The 17,297-nt window shown below is 67.1% G+C and carries 15 protein-coding genes; 4 read left to right on the top strand and 11 right to left on the bottom strand.

Annotated features, from left to right (window positions below):
* Positions 1–5: 5 nt before the first annotated feature.
* The 11 genes from ACZ5R1_RS12185 to ACZ5R1_RS12135 form a co-directional block, all read right to left on the bottom strand.
* Positions 6–896 (bottom strand): LysR family transcriptional regulator, encoded by an 891-nt coding sequence (locus ACZ5R1_RS12185; protein ID WP_181085477.1) that lies wholly within the window; start codon positions 894–896, stop codon positions 6–8.
* Between the two features lie 61 nt (positions 897–957).
* Positions 958–3,009, bottom strand: coding sequence for a 2Fe-2S iron-sulfur cluster-binding protein (locus ACZ5R1_RS12180; RefSeq protein WP_464712320.1), 2,052 nt, complete (start codon positions 3,007–3,009; stop codon positions 958–960).
* 45 nt (positions 3,010–3,054) lie between these two features.
* Positions 3,055–3,666, bottom strand: a complete 612-nt coding sequence (locus ACZ5R1_RS12175) for a glutathione S-transferase family protein (RefSeq protein ID WP_464712319.1) — start codon at positions 3,664–3,666, stop codon at positions 3,055–3,057.
* Between the two features lie 316 nt (positions 3,667–3,982).
* Complete coding sequence (gene argE, locus ACZ5R1_RS12170; protein ID WP_464712318.1) at positions 3,983–5,134, bottom strand: acetylornithine deacetylase; 1,152 nt, start codon at positions 5,132–5,134, stop codon at positions 3,983–3,985.
* Positions 5,131–5,808, bottom strand: coding sequence for a DUF1028 domain-containing protein (locus ACZ5R1_RS12165; RefSeq protein WP_464712317.1), 678 nt, complete (start codon positions 5,806–5,808; stop codon positions 5,131–5,133). The genes argE and ACZ5R1_RS12165 overlap by 4 nt, the downstream gene beginning before the upstream one ends.
* Positions 5,809–5,817: 9 nt before the next feature.
* A complete protein-coding gene (locus tag ACZ5R1_RS12160; RefSeq protein ID WP_027599302.1) occupies positions 5,818–6,234 on the bottom strand; it encodes a RidA family protein in 417 nt (138 codons plus the stop codon).
* Positions 6,235–6,264: 30 nt separating this feature from the next.
* Positions 6,265–7,557, bottom strand: a complete 1,293-nt coding sequence (locus ACZ5R1_RS12155; RefSeq protein WP_044341837.1) for a flavin-containing monooxygenase — start codon at positions 7,555–7,557, stop codon at positions 6,265–6,267.
* A gap of 80 nt (positions 7,558–7,637) precedes the next feature.
* On the bottom strand, positions 7,638–8,369 hold the full coding sequence (locus tag ACZ5R1_RS12150) for a class II aldolase and adducin N-terminal domain-containing protein (RefSeq protein WP_108581767.1): 732 nt from the start codon (positions 8,367–8,369) through the stop codon (positions 7,638–7,640).
* Between the two features lie 19 nt (positions 8,370–8,388).
* The gene (locus tag ACZ5R1_RS12145; protein WP_108581766.1) at positions 8,389–9,228 is read right to left on the bottom strand and encodes an ABC transporter substrate-binding protein; all 840 of its coding nucleotides are present in this window, start codon (positions 9,226–9,228) and stop codon (positions 8,389–8,391) included.
* 28 nt (positions 9,229–9,256) lie between these two features.
* On the bottom strand, positions 9,257–10,129 hold the full coding sequence (locus ACZ5R1_RS12140; protein WP_044341839.1) for a phytanoyl-CoA dioxygenase family protein: 873 nt from the start codon (positions 10,127–10,129) through the stop codon (positions 9,257–9,259).
* Positions 10,130–10,157: 28 nt separating this feature from the next.
* Positions 10,158–11,678 (bottom strand): amino acid ABC transporter permease/ATP-binding protein, encoded by a 1,521-nt coding sequence (locus tag ACZ5R1_RS12135; RefSeq protein ID WP_115945798.1) that lies wholly within the window; start codon positions 11,676–11,678, stop codon positions 10,158–10,160.
* Between the two features lie 394 nt (positions 11,679–12,072).
* Here ACZ5R1_RS12135 and ACZ5R1_RS12130 point away from each other — a divergent pair, with 394 nt between their 5' ends.
* The 4 genes from ACZ5R1_RS12130 to ACZ5R1_RS12115 all read left to right on the top strand — a co-directional run bounded on the left by ACZ5R1_RS12130 (position 12,073) and on the right by ACZ5R1_RS12115 (position 17,051).
* Positions 12,073–13,002 carry a LysR family transcriptional regulator gene (locus ACZ5R1_RS12130; protein ID WP_074583661.1) on the top strand — a complete coding sequence of 310 codons (930 nt, stop codon included), beginning with the start codon at positions 12,073–12,075 and terminating at the stop codon, positions 13,000–13,002.
* Between the two features lie 130 nt (positions 13,003–13,132).
* A complete protein-coding gene (locus ACZ5R1_RS12125) occupies positions 13,133–13,645 on the top strand; it encodes a sigma-70 family RNA polymerase sigma factor (RefSeq protein ID WP_074583662.1) in 513 nt (170 codons plus the stop codon).
* Positions 13,639–14,583, top strand: coding sequence for a FecR domain-containing protein (locus tag ACZ5R1_RS12120; protein WP_074583663.1), 945 nt, complete (start codon positions 13,639–13,641; stop codon positions 14,581–14,583). The genes ACZ5R1_RS12125 and ACZ5R1_RS12120 overlap by 7 nt, the downstream gene beginning before the upstream one ends.
* A 71-nt stretch (positions 14,584–14,654) precedes the next feature.
* The gene (locus tag ACZ5R1_RS12115) at positions 14,655–17,051 is read left to right on the top strand and encodes a TonB-dependent siderophore receptor (protein WP_464712316.1); all 2,397 of its coding nucleotides are present in this window, start codon (positions 14,655–14,657) and stop codon (positions 17,049–17,051) included.
* Positions 17,052–17,297: the final 246 nt, after the last annotated feature.

The raw sequence follows: 17,297 nt of genomic DNA, 5'->3' as shown, positions 1-17,297 counted from the left end.
GCGGTTCAGGCGAACAGCGGATTGTCCCTGAGCGCCGCCACCGCCAGGTCGATGAAGGCCCGTACCTTGGCCGGCGCCTGGCGGCCTTCGGGGTAGATGAGGTGGATCGGCAGCGGCGCTTCCTCGTGCTCGGCGAGAACGATCTGCAGCGCGCCTTCGGCCAGGGCCGGCGCGATCTGGTAGTGCAGGACCCGGGTGAGGCCGCGACCGGCCCTGGCCGCGCTGATGGCGGCCTCGTTGGTGTTGCAGTGCAGCAGCGGATCGACGCTCACCCGTTGCCCACCGGCAAAGCGCCATTCCGGTGATGACCAGGCGCTGTGGGACACCAGGATGCGGTGCTCACGCAGCGCGGCAGGGGTAGCGGGCACGCCCTGGGCCTGCAGATAGTCGGGGGCGGCGCAGACCACCCGGCGCACGCGCCCGACCTGGATGGCGGTGAAGCCCGAATCGGGCAGGTGACCGATGCGCAGGGCGACGTCCATGCCTTCCTCGACGATGTTCACCGGCCGGTCGACGAAGAAGGTGCGCGCGCGCATCTGCGGATAGCGCTCGAGATAGTCCAGCAGCAGCGGCAGCACGTGCAGCTGCCCGAACAGCAGCGGGGCGGTGATGGTCAGGGTGCCGACCGGCTTGGCGTAGTGGCCGGCCGCGGCCAGCTCCGCCTCGGCGATGTCGGCGAGGATGCGTCGGCAATCCTGCAGGTAGCGGGCGCCGGCTTCGGTGGGCCTGACCGAACGGGTGGTGCGCACCAGCAGGCGCGCGCCGACCAGCTCCTCCAGCGCCGCCACCAGGCGGGTCACCGCCGGTGCGCTCAGGTGCAGCTCCCGGGCGGTACGGGCGAAACTCTCGGTTTCCGCCACCTTCACGAACACGCGCATCGCCTGCCAACGATCCATCTGCCTCGCCGTCCTGTCTTGTCGACCAGGCTCCATGGTAGTCAACTTCAGGCGGCGCGGATCATAGATCGAGTTCCAGGCGGTCGGTGCCAGCCGACGGCACCGCGCAGCACAGCAACGCATCGCCGTCGGCGACCCGCGCCACCGGCTCCCGTGCATAGGTGACGGCACCACCGAGCAGCCGTGTCCGGCAGCTGCCGCAATGACCTTCGCGGCAGCTGAAGGCGGGGTCGAGGCCTCGGGCTTCGGCCAGTTCCAGCAGCGAGCCTGCCGCGGGTGTCCAGCGCGCTTCCTTGAGCGAGGCGGTGAAGACCACCGGCACGCTGTCCGTGGCCGCGGCTGGACGCACGGGAGCCGCCGCTTCCAGGGGCTGACTGCGGCGCAGCGCCGCCGGACCGAAGGCTTCGGCATGGATACGCGTGTCCTCGATGCCGTAACCGCGCAGGCCGTCGTACAGTGCCTGGGTGAAGGCCGCCGGGCCGCAGAGGTAGAAGGTGTGATCGCCGAAGGGCAGGAAGCGGCCCAGCACGCCCAGGTCGATCCGTCCGGCCACCTCGTAGTCGGTATCCGCCACGGCCCCGCGGGTATCGCTCAGCGCCCGCACCAGGCGCAGCGAGCCTCCGGCAGTGGCCACCAATTCGGCCAGTTCCGCATCGAAGGCGCGCTCGGCCTTCGACCGGGCGCCGTAGAAGAGGGTGATCGGGCGCTGGCGCTGGGTCCGGCGTCCTTCGTGGACCAGGTGCCTGAGCATCGCCAGCAGCGGGGTGATGCCGATGCCGGCCGCCAGCAGAACCAGGGACTGGTCGGCGGCGGTCAGGGTGAACTCTCCCGCCGGCGGACGCGTGTCGAGCAGATCGCCCTCGCGCAGCCGGTCGTGCAGCCAGGTGGACACCAGCCCCTCGCGCTTGACGCTGATGCGGTAGTGCCCGTCGGCCGGCGCGCTGGAGAGGCTATAGCTACGCAGCGCCGGGGCCTGGCCGGCGACTGGAGTGAGGCGTACCGGCAGGAACTGGCCGGCCTGGGCGGGCGGCAAGGCGGTGCCGTCTGCCGCGGCGAGATGGAAGGAGCGGATGGTGACGCTCTCCTCGACGATGCGGATGACGCGCAAGGGTCGCCAGCGGTTGCCGAGTTCACGGCTCAGCAGGCGCTCGCGCGCCTGCGCCCAGCTGCCGGTCAGCTGGTTGCTGTCCGACTCGCCCCCGGCCCGCGCCTGCCAGCGCAGGGTCAGGGTGCCGCGGCGACGGACGATACGTTGCGGGCGAAAGGTCCAGAGGCGTTCGGCGCCCTCGAAGGCGGCGATCTCCGGCGAGTCGAACAGCACCTCGGCGGTGCCGCTCAACTGCAGCAGATCGCCGCGCTGGTCGTCGACGAACAGCAGTCCGGCCTGGCCGTTGACGGCGATGTTGCCCAGGGTGTTGAAGAACAGGTTGCCATTGAAGTCGGGAATGGTCAGCACGCCCTCGGCATCCACCCGGACGAAGCCCGGCTGGCCGCCGCGGTGGGAGACATCCACCCGGCGCCGGCCCTCCTGCTCGGCATAGGAGGCGACGAAGAAGGTATCGGTCCCTTCGATCAGCTGGCGTGCCGCCTCATCCAGCGTCTCGAGGGGTTCGACGGCCGGAGCGGGCGTCTGATCCGGTGGTTGGTTGGGTTGCAGGTCGCGCAGCTGGATGTAGCGCGGGCAGTTGCCGAAGCTCTGGTCCACGGTCAGCCGCAGGCCCTGGGGCATCAGCTCGACCTCGCCGTTGACGCGGTTGCGGCGCCGGGTGTGCAGTTCGATGCCCAGCAATCCCACGGCGGCGCCATCCGCCAGGCCGGTGCCGGCCGGATCCCCTGCCGCTAGGCTGGCCGCGATGTCCAGCCGCGTTGGTGTCGGTGCGCTGACGAAGCCCGGCGCGCCCTCCAGGATCGTCGCCCAGGCCGCGCCGGTCGCGTCCACGCTACCCAGCACCAGGAAGGGCAGTTGCTGGTAGAAGGCGCGGTGCTGGTCGGGCATGAAGCTGCGGATCACCCGCGGGCCGACCTCGGCCATCCGCTGGCGGACGCCGACGCGCTCCTGCAGGGCGATTTCGCCGGGGTGCCAGGTGGGCAGGGCGTTCAGGGGCGTGCTCATCGAGGTGGCTCCTCGTGGTGGGGGAAGGCAGGTGATCCCGCTGCTTCAGGCGCGCAGACCGGCAGCCGTCTGCGGAAAGGGCACGAAGCCCGGCAGCGCTTCCACCCGCTGCAGGAACGCCCGCACAGCGGTATAGGGCGCCAGGTCCACGTTGCCTTCAGGCGCTCCGGCCAGGTAGCTGTAGAGGGCGACGTCGGCGATGGTCGGGTGATCGGCGGCCAGCCAGTCGCGGTTCGCCAGATGAGCCTCCAGTCGCTCCAGAAGGACGTGGGCGCGGGCGATGACTTCCTCGGGATTCAAGCGGGCACCGAATACCGTGATCAGCCGCGCCGCTGCCGGGCCATAGGCCAGTTCGCCCGCGGCCACCGACAGCCAGCGCTGGACGGCGGCGGCCCCGGCCGGGTCTTCCGGCAGCCAGTCGGTGCGGCCCAGTTTCTTCGCCAGGTAGACGAGGATGGCGTTGGAGTCGGCGACGATCACGCCAGCGTCCTCCAGCACCGGCACCTGGCCGAAGGGGTTGAGGGCGAGGAACGCCGGGGTGCGGTGCTCGCCGGCCGCGAGGTCGACCTCGACCAGTTCGGGCGCGAGGTCCAGCAACGAGGCGAACAGCACGGCGCGATGGGCATGACCGGATAACGGCAGGTGGTAGAGCTTCATGATCCAACTCCTGGCAGGCATCGGGCCAAGGGTGGTCCCGATTCGTGCTACCAGCTTGGGGTCAGAGAGCTTTCGTGGGAATCGGCCTTCTCGTCAGTTCAGCATTCCGCAAAATGGAATGATCAGGTTAGGTTCTGTACGAAAAGTCGCCGAGCGAAGGTCAGGCGAGGCCTAGGCGGCCCCACGAAAAAGGCTGAGGAAGCGGACCGGGCTCGCGCTCGAGTTTACGACCGGTAAATGAGCATTGCGACCGGGCTGGCGATCCAGGCCTTTTTCAACGAAGCATCACCGAGCGCAGGCACATTTCGTACAGGACCTAGCGGCAGGCGAAGGCCAACACCCGCTCCAACATGGCATCGCAGCCGTCCAGTTGCGCCTGGGTGACGAATTCGTCGGGCTTGTGCCCCTGGGCCATGCTGCCAGGGCCGCAGACGACGGTGGGGATGCCGGCCGCGGCGAACAGGCCGCCTTCGGTGCCGAAGGCCACCGTGCCGAAGTCGTGGGAGCCACAGAATTGCGCGACCCATTCGGCCGCCTCGCTTTCGACGGCGGTATCCAGGCCGGGATAGCTGGACAGCTCGGTAAAGCGGATGGCGCTCTGACCGCTGATGGCGCGCATGGCCGGCAGCAGCGTCGCCTCGGCATGGGCCTGGAGCTGGTGGATCACCTGATAGGGATCCTGGGCGGGCAGGGCGCGGATCTCGAAATCGAAGGTGCAGTCCTCTGGCACGATGTTCAGCGCCTGGCCGCCGGTGATCAGGCCGGTCTGCACCGTGGAGAAGGGCGGATCGAAGCGTGGATCCTGGTCTTCCGAGGCCTTGAGCGCCTCGCCGAGCCGGCCGAGTTCGACGACCAGACGCGCGGCGTATTCGACGGCATTGACGCCCTCGGGCGCATAGGCCGAATGACAGGCCGCGCCGTGCACCTGGCAGCGCATGGCCACCTTGCCCTTGTGGCCGAGCACGGGCTTGAGCTCGGTGGGTTCGCCGATCAGGCACAGCAGCGGCTTGACCGGGCGCTGGGCCAGCTGGTCCAGCAGGCTACGCACGCCCAGGCAGCCAACTTCCTCGTCATAGGACAGCGCCAGGTGCAGCGGGCGGCGCAGGGCCGCGCGGCTGGCCACGGGCACCAGCGCCAGCAGGCAGGACAGAAAGCCCTTCATGTCGGCGGTGCCGCGGCCATAGAGCCGGCCGGCGCTTTCGCTGAGGGCGAAGGCGGGACGGGTCCAGGCCTGGCCGTCCACCGGCACCACGTCGGTATGCCCCGAGAGCACGATGCCCGGTACGTCCGCCGGCCCCAGGGTGGCGAAGAGATTGGCCTTGGTGCCCTCGGCGTTGTGGATCAGCTCAAAGGGTACGCCGAAGCCATCCAGGTAGCCGGCGACGAAGTCGATCAGTGCCAGGTTGGATTCGCGACTGGTGGTGTCGAAGGCCACCAGCCGGGCCAGCAACTCCTGGCTGGCGCTCATCGGTCGTCTCCCGGCACGCCGTAGCCGGGGGCGAGATCCGGACGCACCGCGCGGTCGAGATAGTCCTGCAACTGGGGTTCATAGGCGCGCCACAGGGCCGCCAGCTCGCCAATGGGGTCGGTCTCGGCCCAGTCGACGCGCAGATTGACGATGGGCCAGCTGGGCTCGCCCACCACCAGCAGCGCCGCCGAGTGCACCGGACCGGCCTCGCCACCGGCGGCCATCGCCGCCTGCATGGCCAGCAGCAGGCGCTCGGCGAGGGTGCCCTGGCTGGTTTCGAAGCTTGCCACCAGCGCCTCTACCACCGCGGGGCTGGCCAGCATGTTGCCGGCGCCCACGCAGTTCAGGCCGCTCAAGGCCTGGTGCACGCCCAGGGTATGGGCACCGCTGTGATGGGCACTGCGGCCCTGGGCGTCGATGACGGTCACCTGGCGATACTCGGCGTAGCCATCGCCGGCCAGGCTCTCGGCCAGGGCCGCGGCGGGTGTCAGACCTTGCGCCAGGCGCTCCAGGGTGCGCGGCCCCAGGGCGGGCAGGGTGATGTTCTGCGAGCTGACCGCGCCGACACCGGGCTGCAGCCAGGGGCAGCGGGCGCCCACGGCGATGCTCGACGAACTGATGGCGATGCCGAACTGACCGGTGGCGGCGCAGCGGGCGGTGAGGGAAAAGGTCATGGCGGCGCCTCAGTCGGGGATCACGGCGATGACGTCGATCTCCATCAGCCACTGGGGCTGCCCCAGTGCGGATACCACTAGACCGGTAGAGATGGGAAAGACGCCCTTGAGCCACTTGCCGACCTCCTGGTAGACCGGCTCGCGGTAGCGCGGATCGGTCAGGTAGGTGGTGGTCTTGACGATATGGCTGAGGTCGCTGCCGGCTTCTTCCAGCAGTTGCTTGACGTTCTTCATCGCCTGCTCGGCCTGGGCGCGGGGATCGCCCAGCCCGACCAGCTTGCCGTCGAAATCGGTGCCCACCTGACCGCGCACATAGACGGTGTTGCCGGCACGCACGGCCTGGCAGAGGTCGTTGTCCAGGCTCTGATTGGGGTAGGTGTCCTTGGTGTTGAACATGCGGATGCGGGTATGGGTCGGGGTGGCCATGCGGGGAGTCTCCGGATCTCGATAAGGGCGTCAGGCGCTGCGCGACTGCTGGGGTTGGACGGTCGTCTCGACGCTCGGGCGGTAGTCCTGGTAGCGACGCTGGATGGCGATCTGGTCGGCCACATGGCGGGCGTCGTGCCAGCAGCCCCAGATGAAGGCCGAGCCGCGGCGGCTGAGCCAGGGCAGACCGACGAAGTAGATGCCCGGCTCGGCGCCAACCCCGCGTTGATGTTTGGGCTTGCCGTTGTCGCCAAAGGTATCCACCTGCAGCCAGCTGAAATCGGTGGCGTAGCCGGTGGCCCAGATCACCGAGGTCACGCCCGCGGCCTGGAGGTCCAGTTCCCTGAGCGGTTCGCGGATGCAGGCGGCGTCCGCCACCCGTTCGCGGGCTGAGGGCTCTTCGGGCAGGTCCAGGCCATGGCGGGCGGCATAGGCGTCCGCGGCGTCGAGCAGGGACAGGTAGTTGGCGTCGCCGGCGTCGAGGTTCTGCTTGAGGTCCGGGCGGAAGCGCACGACACCGTCGGTGAAGGTGTCGGTGAGGCCCACCAGGGTCATGCCGGCCTGGGCCAGGCGGCGGAAATCCACGGTATGGCCGCCGCGGGCGCCACTCACGGCGATGGTCACGTGTTCGCGACCCGGCTGCATGGTCTCGGTATCCCACAGGCCGAGCACGCCCAGCCACCAGCAGAAGTCGCGACCGCGATAGGCCCGCGGCGGCCGGTCGTGGGGGCCGACGGAGAGATAGACGCGCTTGCCGGCGCGCAGCAATTCCTCGGCGATCTGCACCCCCGAGGAGCCGGCGCCCACCACCAGCACTGCGCCGTCGGGCAGTTGCTGGGGATTGAAGTAATGGGCGGAGTGGATCTGGTAGAGCCGCTCGTCCGTTGGTGCGATGGCCGGGATCACCGGCTTCTGGAAGGGGCCGGTGGCCACCACCACCCGCTGGGCATTCAAGCTGCCCGCCGAGGTTTCCACCAGAAAGCCCGCCTGGCCGGCCTGGCGGGTCACCCGGGTGACGGCGACGCCGGTGCGGATGGGTGCGCCGATCTGCCGGGCATAGGTCTCGAAGTAGGCGGCGATCTCGTCCTTGCCGGGAAAGCCATCCGGCGGCGTCTGGAATTCCAGCCCGGGGAAGCGGTCATGCCAGGCCGGACCGTTGGCCACCAGGGAATCCCAGCGACCGGTGCGCCAGGCTTCGGCGATGCGGTTCTTTTCCAGCACCAGGTGCTCGATGCCGAGGCGCCCCAGGTGCTCGCTCATGGCGACGCCGGCTTGGCCAGCGCCTATCACCAGGGTGTCGATCGTGGTCGGTAATGTGGACATGAGGGTACCCTTCGGCCGCTCCGCAGGGCGCGGCCGTCATCTAAGCAGTAGGAAGGCGGAGCGCAGAGGCTCCGCGGCGATCAATCCAGCACGGAGGAGTCCTGCTGGATCATCAGTTCTTTCATCTCGGCGAAGTGCTGCTCGGAGAAGTCGGTGATGCCTTCCCAGGCGCGGGCGGTCTTTTCGGCGACCTCGGCGGACAGCACCTTGAGCGGCTGGCCGGTGGACCAGGCGGTGACCAGGATCTGGCAGGCCCGCTCCAGGGTCCAGATGTCGTCGAAGGCCTGGCCGATGGTGGGGGCGATCACCATGACGCCGTGATTGCCCATCAGCAGCCGTTGCTTGCCGTCGAGCAGCCCGGCCAGGCGCGCGCCCTCGGCCTCGGTGTCGGCCATGCCGCCGTAGAGTTCGTCCACCGCGATACGGTTGAAGTAGCGCGCGGTGTTCTGGTCGATGGGCGGCACCTCGGGCCTGGCCAGGCAGGCCACCGCCGTGGTGTAGACCGGGTGCAGGTGCAGCACCACCCGGGCCTCCGGCAGCAGGCGATGGATCTGCCCGTGGATCGACCAGGCCGTCCGATCCACGTCCGGCCGCTCGGCGCCCTGCGGATCCTCCGCATCGAGCAGCAGCAGGTCGCTGGCGCGGATGCGCGAGAAGTGCTTCCACTTCGGATTGATCAGGAAGCGCTTGCCGTCGGCGGAGACGGCGGCGCTGAAGTGGTTGGCGACGGCTTCGTGCATGCCGAGGTGGGCGATGACGCGAAAGGTCGCCGCCAGATCGATGCGCAGCCGTTCCTCGTGAGAAAGTGCCATGGTCGTGACTCCGTAAGACTCAGGGCTTGGGCATCAGGGCGGCGATGTCCGCCTCGGTGGGCGCCTGGAAGTTGTATTTCTTCAGCAGCGCGGCGTACTCCGGAGTGGCGCTGTATTGCTTGAGCGCATCCACCAGGGCGGTCTTGACCGCGTCGTTGCCCTTCTTCACGCCAAAGCCGTTGAGCACCGGATAGATCAGGGTGTCCGAGGAGATCACCACGCGATTGCCGAGCTTTTCCACCAGGCCACGGGCCACGGCGGCGTCGGTGATCTGCGCCTCCACGGCCTTGGACAGCAGTGCCTGGGTGGTCTGGGGATCGGTGCCGTATTCGCTCACGGCGATGGGCTTGAGGCCGTTCTTCACGCAGTACTCGTCGGACAGCTTGTGCAGCTGCTGCAGCCAGGAGGTGGCGCCCATGGAGCCGATCTTGTGGCCGCAGAAGTCTTCCGGCTTCTTGGGCTGATAGCTGCTGCCCTTGAGCGCGATGATCGACTCGCCGCTCTTCAGGTAGGGGATCATGTCGATCACCTTGAGGCGGTCCGCGGTGATGTACATCGAGGAATTGGTGATGTCGAAGCGGCCACCCTGCAGCCCGGTGATGAGGTTGGGGAAGCGGGTGTCGATCGTCTCCACGGAGCGGCCCATGAACTTCGCCAGGCCGTCGACGAATTCGATGTCGAAGCCGGCCGGCTTGTTGTCCTGCACGTATTCGTAGGGGAAGAAGGTCAGGTCGGAACCGGCGACCAGCTTGCCCGGCTGCAGGAAATCGGCCGAGGCCAGGCTGGAGACCAGCGCCAGGCTGGCGCCCAGTACGGCGGTGGAGAGGATGCGAAGCGAGGCGCTGCTGAATCTTTGCATGGCGAAACTCCTTGAGCGGTAGGAAAGATCAAACGGCAGCCTGGTCGAGCCCGGCCTGCTGGACGAAGAAGGACGCGCCGCGCGGTTTCTGCGGCAGCCGTACGCTGTTGGCCACGCTGCGCACCAGCCCGCTTTCCTGACCGGCCACCAGCACCCCGGCGTGCTCGCTGGGCAGCGGATTCTCGCCAAAGGGCAAGGCGTCCTCGGCGGCGTAGACGCTGATGAACAGGGTGCGCGGCAGCTCGGTCTGGTTGGGGCTGGAGGCGTGCAGCAGGCGGGTGTGCATGAAGCACACCGAGCCGGCCGGGCCAAAGCAGGCCACGGGCTCGCCGCAATGCTCGGCCACCACGTTGTCGTCGACCGCGCCGGTGAAACGACCGTCCTGCCAGTGCGACCAGAGCGGACCCCGGTGGCTGCCGGGGATGACGGTGAGGGGACCGTTCTCCGGGGTCACCTCGCTCACCATCAGCAGCGCGGTGACCACGTCATCATTGCTGTGGGGCGTGAACAGGAAATCCTGGTGCCACTTCACCTGGGTGGCGGTGTGCGGCAGCTTCGAATTGATCTTGCTGTGGTGGAATCTCGTGCCGCTGCCGCCGATCAACTGGGCGGCCACCTGGGCCATCCGCGAGGACAGTGCGACCTCGCAATAGGCCGCGGAGATTTCGGTGGGCGAGCTGACCCGGCGCAGGGAAGGGTGGTCGGGCCGGTGGTCCAGCTCGACGTCGAAGCGGGCGCGGCCATCCTGGGTTTCGCCCCAGGCTTCGGCGTGGCTGCGGCTCTCTGCCACCCAGCCGTCGAAATCGGCCTGCAGGGTGGCGATCTCGTCGGCGGTCAGCAGGTTCTCGACCACCAGGTAGCCGTCTCGGTGGAAGCTGTCTATTTGCGCTTGCTCGATCATCTCTGTTCTCCAGAAGCCAAGGGTGGGGTCAAGCCAGGGACACGTCCTTGAGGAAGGCCTCAACGCGCGGATGCTGGCCGTTACGCAGTACCGCGGGCGCGTCGTCGCAGACCACGCGGCCCTTTTCCATGAACACGATGCGGTCCGAGACCTTGAAGGCGAAGTTCATCTCGTGGGTGACGATCACCATGGTGATGCCCTCCTGGGCCAGGGCCTCGATCACCTGCAGCACCTCGTTGACCTTTTCCGGATCCAGCGCCGAGGTGGGCTCGTCGAACAGCATGATCTGCGGTCGCATCATCAGCGCCCGGGCGATGGCCACGCGCTGCTGCTGGCCGCCGGAGAGCTGGTGCGGGTACTTCCAGGCGTGGTCGAGCATCCCGACCTTGTGCAGCAGGGCATAGGCCTGCTGCTTGAGCGCCGCGGGAGCATCCAGGCGGTGATAGCGCGGCGCGAGCAGCAGGTTGTCCAGCACCGTGAGGTGGGGAAAGAGGTTGAAGCTCTGGAACACCATGCCGATGTCCAGGCGATGCTCGCTGTGCTCGACGAAGCGGGGCTTCTGGGCGCCGTCCTTGTGCAGGTGGATGAAGGGCTGGCCGTTGATGCGGATCTCGCCGTTGTCCAGTTGCTCCAGGCCGTTGAGCAGGCGGATCAGGGTGGTCTTGCCCGAGCCCGATGGGCCGATCACCGAGACCACCTCGCCGGGCTGGATGCGCAGGTTGACCGAACCCAGCACCTCGACGTCGTTGTAGGCCTTGTGCAGCCGCGCCGCCTGCAGCGCCGGGGTGCCGGCATCCCACTGCGGCCTGGCGCTGGCGGTCGAGGCCTGGTTGGCCAGGGCCAGCACCTGGGCATCGGGGGTCCGCACCACCTTGCGCTGGGTGACGTCGAGAAAGCGCTCCAGGCGTTTGAGCAGGAAGTCGAACAGGGTGACGATCAGCACGTAGTAGAAGGCCACCGCCACCATGGTCTCCATGACCAGGAAGTTCTGCGAATAGAGCCGCTGGCCGACCATCAGGATCTCGGTGAGGGAGATCACCGAGACCAGCGAGCTGAGCTTGACGATGGAGATGTATTCGTTGGCCAGCGACGGCAGGGCCACGCGCAGGGCCTGGGGGATGACGATGCGCCACTGGGTGCCGAGAAAGCGCAGGCCCAGCGCCCGGGCCGCCTCGCCCTGGCCCTTGGGAATCGACAGCAGGCCGCCGCGGTGGATCTCGGCGACATAGGCCGTTTCGCTGATGACCAGGCCGATCAGGCCGGCCCAGAAGGGATCCGCGAGCACCACCGAGGTCGCCGGCAGCGCCTGGGGCAGGTTGTAGATGAAGATCAGCAGCACCAGCAGCGGCACGCTGCGAAAGAACCAGATGTAACCGCGAGCGGGCAGGCTGAGCGCCGGATATCGTGACTGTTTCGCCAGGGCGATGAAGAAGCCCAGGGCGATGCTGATGATCCAGGTGAGGGTGCTGAGTTTGATGACCGTCCAGGTTGCCAGCCAGAATTGAGTGTCGCCAATGAGGCTGAACATGTAGTTCCAGTCGAAAGTCATGGTGAGCCAGCCCGTCGCCATTTCAAAGAAAGTGCGAACTTTCCTGAAGCGTTCGCACTGTTGCCAGAAACAGAATTGGCGTCCGCCAGACTCATCGTCAATTAACAAATTACAGGTCGTTGCATAGCCTTTTCCTAAGTAGTGTAAGGCGGCATCTTGTTCTGCGCGCTATACGCCCCAAGGCAGGGCAAGATGCAATCATAAGCACTCGAAGTGCAGTCTTTTGGTGCGTTTTAACCCGTGCGGCAGGGACTTTCGTCGGCACGCCACCGCGCGTGCAGTACCGCTAAGCACAGGCCGCGCGGTGACATTCAGGCGGATGGCATGGCTTTCGCTTCAGCAGATTGCGCTATGCAGATATGCGTTCTGCAAAGTTTTATCCTATGGATGAGCCATGACGCGTTTTACCCTGAGGCAACTTCGCTATTTCGTCGCGGTGGTCGAGGAAGACAGCATCGTCGAGGCCGCGCGACAACTGCATATATCCCAGCCGTCGATCTCCGTCGCCATCAAGAACCTCGAGGAAAGTTTCGAGCAGAAGTTGTTTATTCGCCATCACGCCCAGGGCGTTTCGCTCACCGCCAGTGGCCGTCGGCTTTATGAAAAGGCCAAGGAACTGTTGCGGCTGTCCCAGGAACTGGAACAGAACGCCAAGGCGGAAAACGAGCTGGTTTCGGGCACCGTGGCCATCGGCTGCTTCGAATCCGCGGCGCCGCTCTATCTGCCCAAGCTGGTCGCAGGTTTCAAGCGGCTCTATCCCGAGATCACCATCCAGCTGCACGATGGCGAGCAGCACGAATTGATGCACGGGGTGCACCGCGGACGCTTCGACCTGGTGTTTCTCTACGACCTGGAGCTGGGTGATTCCATCACCAAGGAAAAGCTCAATGCACCGCACAAGCCCTATGCGCTGTTGCCCATCGCCCATCCCCTGGCCGGCAAGAAGGCGGTGACCCTCAAGGAGCTGAGTCGCGAGCCCATGATCCTGCTGGACGTGGTGCCCAGCCGTAACTACTTCATCGACATCTTCAGGGAGAAGGGCTACCACCCCAACGTGGCGTACAGCTCGCCCTCCATCGAGATGGTGCGCTGCATGGTGGGGCAGGGCCTGGGCTTTTCCGTGCTGGTGACCCGGCCCACCACCGACCTGACCTACGACGGCAAGCGCCTGGCCCAGGTCAACATCCACGACGACATGCCGGCCTCCACCTTCATCATGGCCTACCTGCGCAACAACGAACCGACCAAGGCGACGCGGCTGTTCATGGACTATTGCCGGAGCGTCGATCTCTCGCCTGCGCCCGCGGAAAGCCTGGTGGGCTGAGGCCCATGCTGGCCATTGCCCAGCTTTCGGGCGAAAGCGCAGGGAATAGACGGCTCCGGACTGGTCCTGGATGATCCATGTAAAGTAGAATCAATATCATCTAAGCATCGACGAGCAGGTAGCACCCGTCATGAGTGATATGGCTCTCGCGTCCACGCGCCACCTTCATCGGCTCTATCTCGACCACAGCGGGTGGCTGCAGGCCTGGTTGCGCCGGCGGCTGGGCAGCGAATGGGATGCGGCCGATCTCAGCCAGGAAGCCTTTCTGCGGCTGTTGCGCCATCCCGAAGTGCTCGGTGAACTGCAGGAGCCGCGGGCCTATCTGGTGACCATCGGCAAACGCCTGCTGATCAATTTCCAGCGGCGCAAAAGCCTCGAGCAGGCCTACCTCGATGCCCTGATGGCATTGCCCGAAGCCTGCGTGCCGTCGCCCGAGCAGCGTTGGCTGCTGCTGGAAACCCTGCAGGCGCTGGACGAGCTGCTCGATGGCCTGCCCGCCGCGGTGCGGCGGGCCTTCCTGCTCAGCCAGCTCGAGGACCTCACCTACCGCGAGATCGCCGAACGCCTGCACGTCTCCGAGCGCACCATCAAGAGATACATGGCGCAGGCCTACGAGCATTGCCTGCTGGCGGAGTTGTGCTGAGCGGCCAGGACCGGCGGCGGCGGGCGATCCGCGAGGCCGCGGAATGGCTGGCGCTGCTGGAGTCCGGCGCAGCCGGCGAGCGCGAGCGGCAGCAGCTGCAGGCGTGGCGCCAGGCCCATCCCGAACACGAGCGCGCCTGGCAGGCGGCCCTGCAGCTGCAACAGCGCTTCGCCGCGGTGCCGTCGCGGCTGGCCATGGCCAGTCTGCAGCCGGCCGAGCGCACTCGGCGTACCGCCCTGCGCCAGTTGCTGGGCCTGGCGGTGGTGGTACCGACCGGCTGGTGGCTGAGCCGGGAATTGCCGCTGGACGCCTGGACCGCCGATCTCAGCACCGCCACGGGCGAACGCCGCAGCCTGACCCTGGCGGATGGCAGCCTGCTGCAACTCAATACCGCGACCGCCGTGGACCTGGATCAGACCCGGCGGCGCCTGACCCTGGTGCGCGGCGAGCTCTCGCTGCGCGTACCCGGTACCCAGGCGCTGACGCTGGATACCCGCTTCGGCACCCTGACGGTGGAACAGGCCGAGGTCTGCGTGCAGCAGGACGATGAAGGCTGCGACGTGCGCGTGGTCAGCGGCAGCGTCGAGGTGCGGCCGCTGATGGGCCTCGGGCTGGCGTTGGGCAAGGGCCAGCAGTTGCGCCTGAGTACCCTGGGCATCGGCGCCATCGAGCCGTTTTCGCCGACCCTGCTGAGCTGGCGCCAGGGCGTGCTGATCGCCCAGGACCAGCCCCTGGGCGAATTCCTGCAGCAATTCAGTCGCTATCGTCCTGGCCTGCTGCGCTGGGATCCCGCGGTGGCCAATCTCAGGGTCACCGGCAGCTTTCAGCTGGCCGATACCGACCGGGTACTGACGCTGCTGGCCGCGACGCTGCCGGTGGAACTGCAGTGGCGTACCCGCTTCTGGGTGACCCTGATACCCCGTTCGGTCGCCGTCTGAAAAAAGTCTGTCCCCTTTTTCGTACCTGTCGGTCATTAACGGCATAGGACAACCAAAAGGAGGGGGATTCGATGGTGACGTTGGTATTGCGTCCGTTGCTGCGCACGGGCTTGCTGGTGGCGTTGAGCGGTACTCCCTGGTGGGCCGCTTCGGCCCTGGCCCAGGAGGCGGCCCGCCGACATTACGAGATTCCCGCGGGCAGTCTCGCCCAGGCACTGACGCGCTTCGCCGCCGAGTCCGGCGTCAACCTGGCGGTGGATCCGGGACTGGTGGGTAAGCGCAACAGCGCTGGCCTCAATGGCGATTTTGGCGTGGAGGAGGGCTTCAGCCGGCTGCTGGCCGGCTCGGGGCTGCGGCTGCAGCCGCTGGGTGAGCGCGACTTCACCCTGGCACCGGCCCCCCAGGACAGCGGCGTCCAGGAGCTGGCCAGCACCTCCATCGTCGCCTCCAGCCTGCAGGCGGACGACGCCCCCTACGCCGGTGGCCAGGTCGCGCGGCAAGGCTCCCAGGGGTTGCTGGGCCATCGCGACTTCATGGACACGCCCTTCAGCCAGACGTCCTACACCGCCCAGACCGTGCAGAATCTCCAGGCCCGCACCCTGACCGACCTGATCGCCAGCGATCCCTCGGTGCGCTCCACCAATCCGTCGGGTGGGCGCTTCGAGCAATTCACCATCCGCGGTTTCAGCCTGTTCAACAGCGATGTGGCCTACAACGGTCTCTATGGCGTGCTGCCGACCTATTCCATCGACATGGAGATGGCCGAGCGGGTCGATATCCTCAAGGGGCCGAGCCAGCTGCTCAACGGCATCTCGCCCCGCGGCAGCGTCGGCGGGGGTATCAACGTGGTGCCCAAGCGCGCCACCGACCAGCCCATCACCGAAATCACCGGCAGCTATGCGTCCGACAGCCAGGTGGGCGGGGCCGTGGACATCGGGCGTCGCTTCGGCGAGGACAATCGCTTCGGCCTGCGCTTCAACGGTGTCAAGCAAGCGGGCGACACCACCTGGGATCACCAGCACGTCGATCGCCAGATGGGCGTGCTCGGCCTGGACTATCGCGTGGAGCGCCTGCGCCTGGGTCTCGATCTGGGCCACACCGAGCGCGACACCGACGCGCCCCAGGAGCGGGTGCTGGTGGGGGCCAACGCCCGGGTACCCGATGCCGACGACGTGCGCCACAACTATGCCCAGCGCTGGACCCGCGCCCAGACCAAGGACACCTTCGGCGCCCTGCGTGGCGAATTCGACGTCGACGACTCGCTGATGGTCTATGGCGCCGTGGGCGCGCGTCGCAGCGATCACGATTTCCTCCGCCACAACGTTTCCATCACTAACAACGCCGGCGATTTCAGCGTCCAGCCGCGCGATTTCACCCGCGACGAGAATGTCCGCACCGCCAACCTGGGCGCGCGCAAATGGCTGCAGACCGGACCAATCAGCCACGAACTCAACGTCAGCGCCGACTACTTCTACATGGACTTCGAGAACGGCGGCGGGCGCTACGCCAGTGGGCCGAGCAACCTGTACAACCCCAGTAACCTGCCCGCGCCGGGCATCCAGACCCGCTCCGATGGCAAGGACTACACCGAGAACCGCTTCAGTGGCGTGGCCCTGGCCGACACCCTGGGCTTCTTCGACGACCGCCTGCTGGTCACCCTCGGTGCCCGCTGGCAGCGGGTCAAGGTGGACGACTGGTCCGACGGCGTGAAGCAACCCACCGCCTACGATGAGGAAAAGGTCTCGCCCTCGGCGGGCGTGCTGTTCAAGGCCACCGAGCGGCTGTCGCTCTATGCCAACTACATGGAAGGCCTCAGCCAGGGCAAGATCGCGCCGTCCACCGCGCTGAACGAGGACGAGATTTTCCCGCCCTTCATCAGCCGCCAGGCGGAAGTGGGGGCCAAGTACGACTTCGGCGCGGTGGCCGTGACCGCCAGCGCCTTCCGCATCAAGCAGCCGGCCTACGAGACCAATGCCACCAGCCGCGTCTTCGGCCCCAACGGCAAGCGCGTCAACGACGGGGTGGAGCTGAGCGTCTTCGGCGAGCCGCTGGCCGGCTTCCGCGTGCTCGGCGGCCTGATGTACATCGACAGCGAACTCAAGGACACCGTCGGCGGCTCCTTCGATGGCAACCGCGCCCCGGCCACGCCCAGGCTCAATGCCAACCTCGGCGCCGAACTGGACATCCCGGCGGTGCCGGGCCTGACCCTGACCGGACGGGGGATCTACACCAGCTCCCAGTACCTGGACCAGGCCAACAGCAAGGAAATCGACGCCTGGCATCGCTTCGACGTGGGGGCGCGCTACGCCTTCAAGGTCGACGCCACCCGCGTGACCTTGCGTGCCTCGGTGGAAAACGTGATGAACGAGCGCTACTGGGCCTCCGCCGGCGCCTCGGACGACAGCGAACCGGGCCTGACCATCTCCACGCCGCGGACCCTGGTCTTTTCCACCACCCTGGCGTTCTGAGCAGGCGTTATCCGTCCTTGCGCAAGGCGTGTCGCCGCCCGGCGCAGGGGCGACTTTCGCGCATCGCCAACGGGGGCAGAACGGTGGCCCCTCAGGCGTCATTCATCGGCAGGAGTGAGCGGCATACAGAGCGGGAACAGCTGCCTATCAGGCGTTTTGGCACGTGATTTCAAGGGCGGACCCGCCGGGCGTTCGGGCCCTTTATCGCCCGCATTTTGGTGAAAGTGGCGCGACTTCAAAGACTCG

The sequence above is a fragment of the Pseudomonas sp. Pso3 genome, assembly GCF_055393275.1.
The sequence above is the reverse complement of the archived record's forward strand: the minus strand, read 5'-3'. Positions and strand labels throughout refer to the sequence as shown.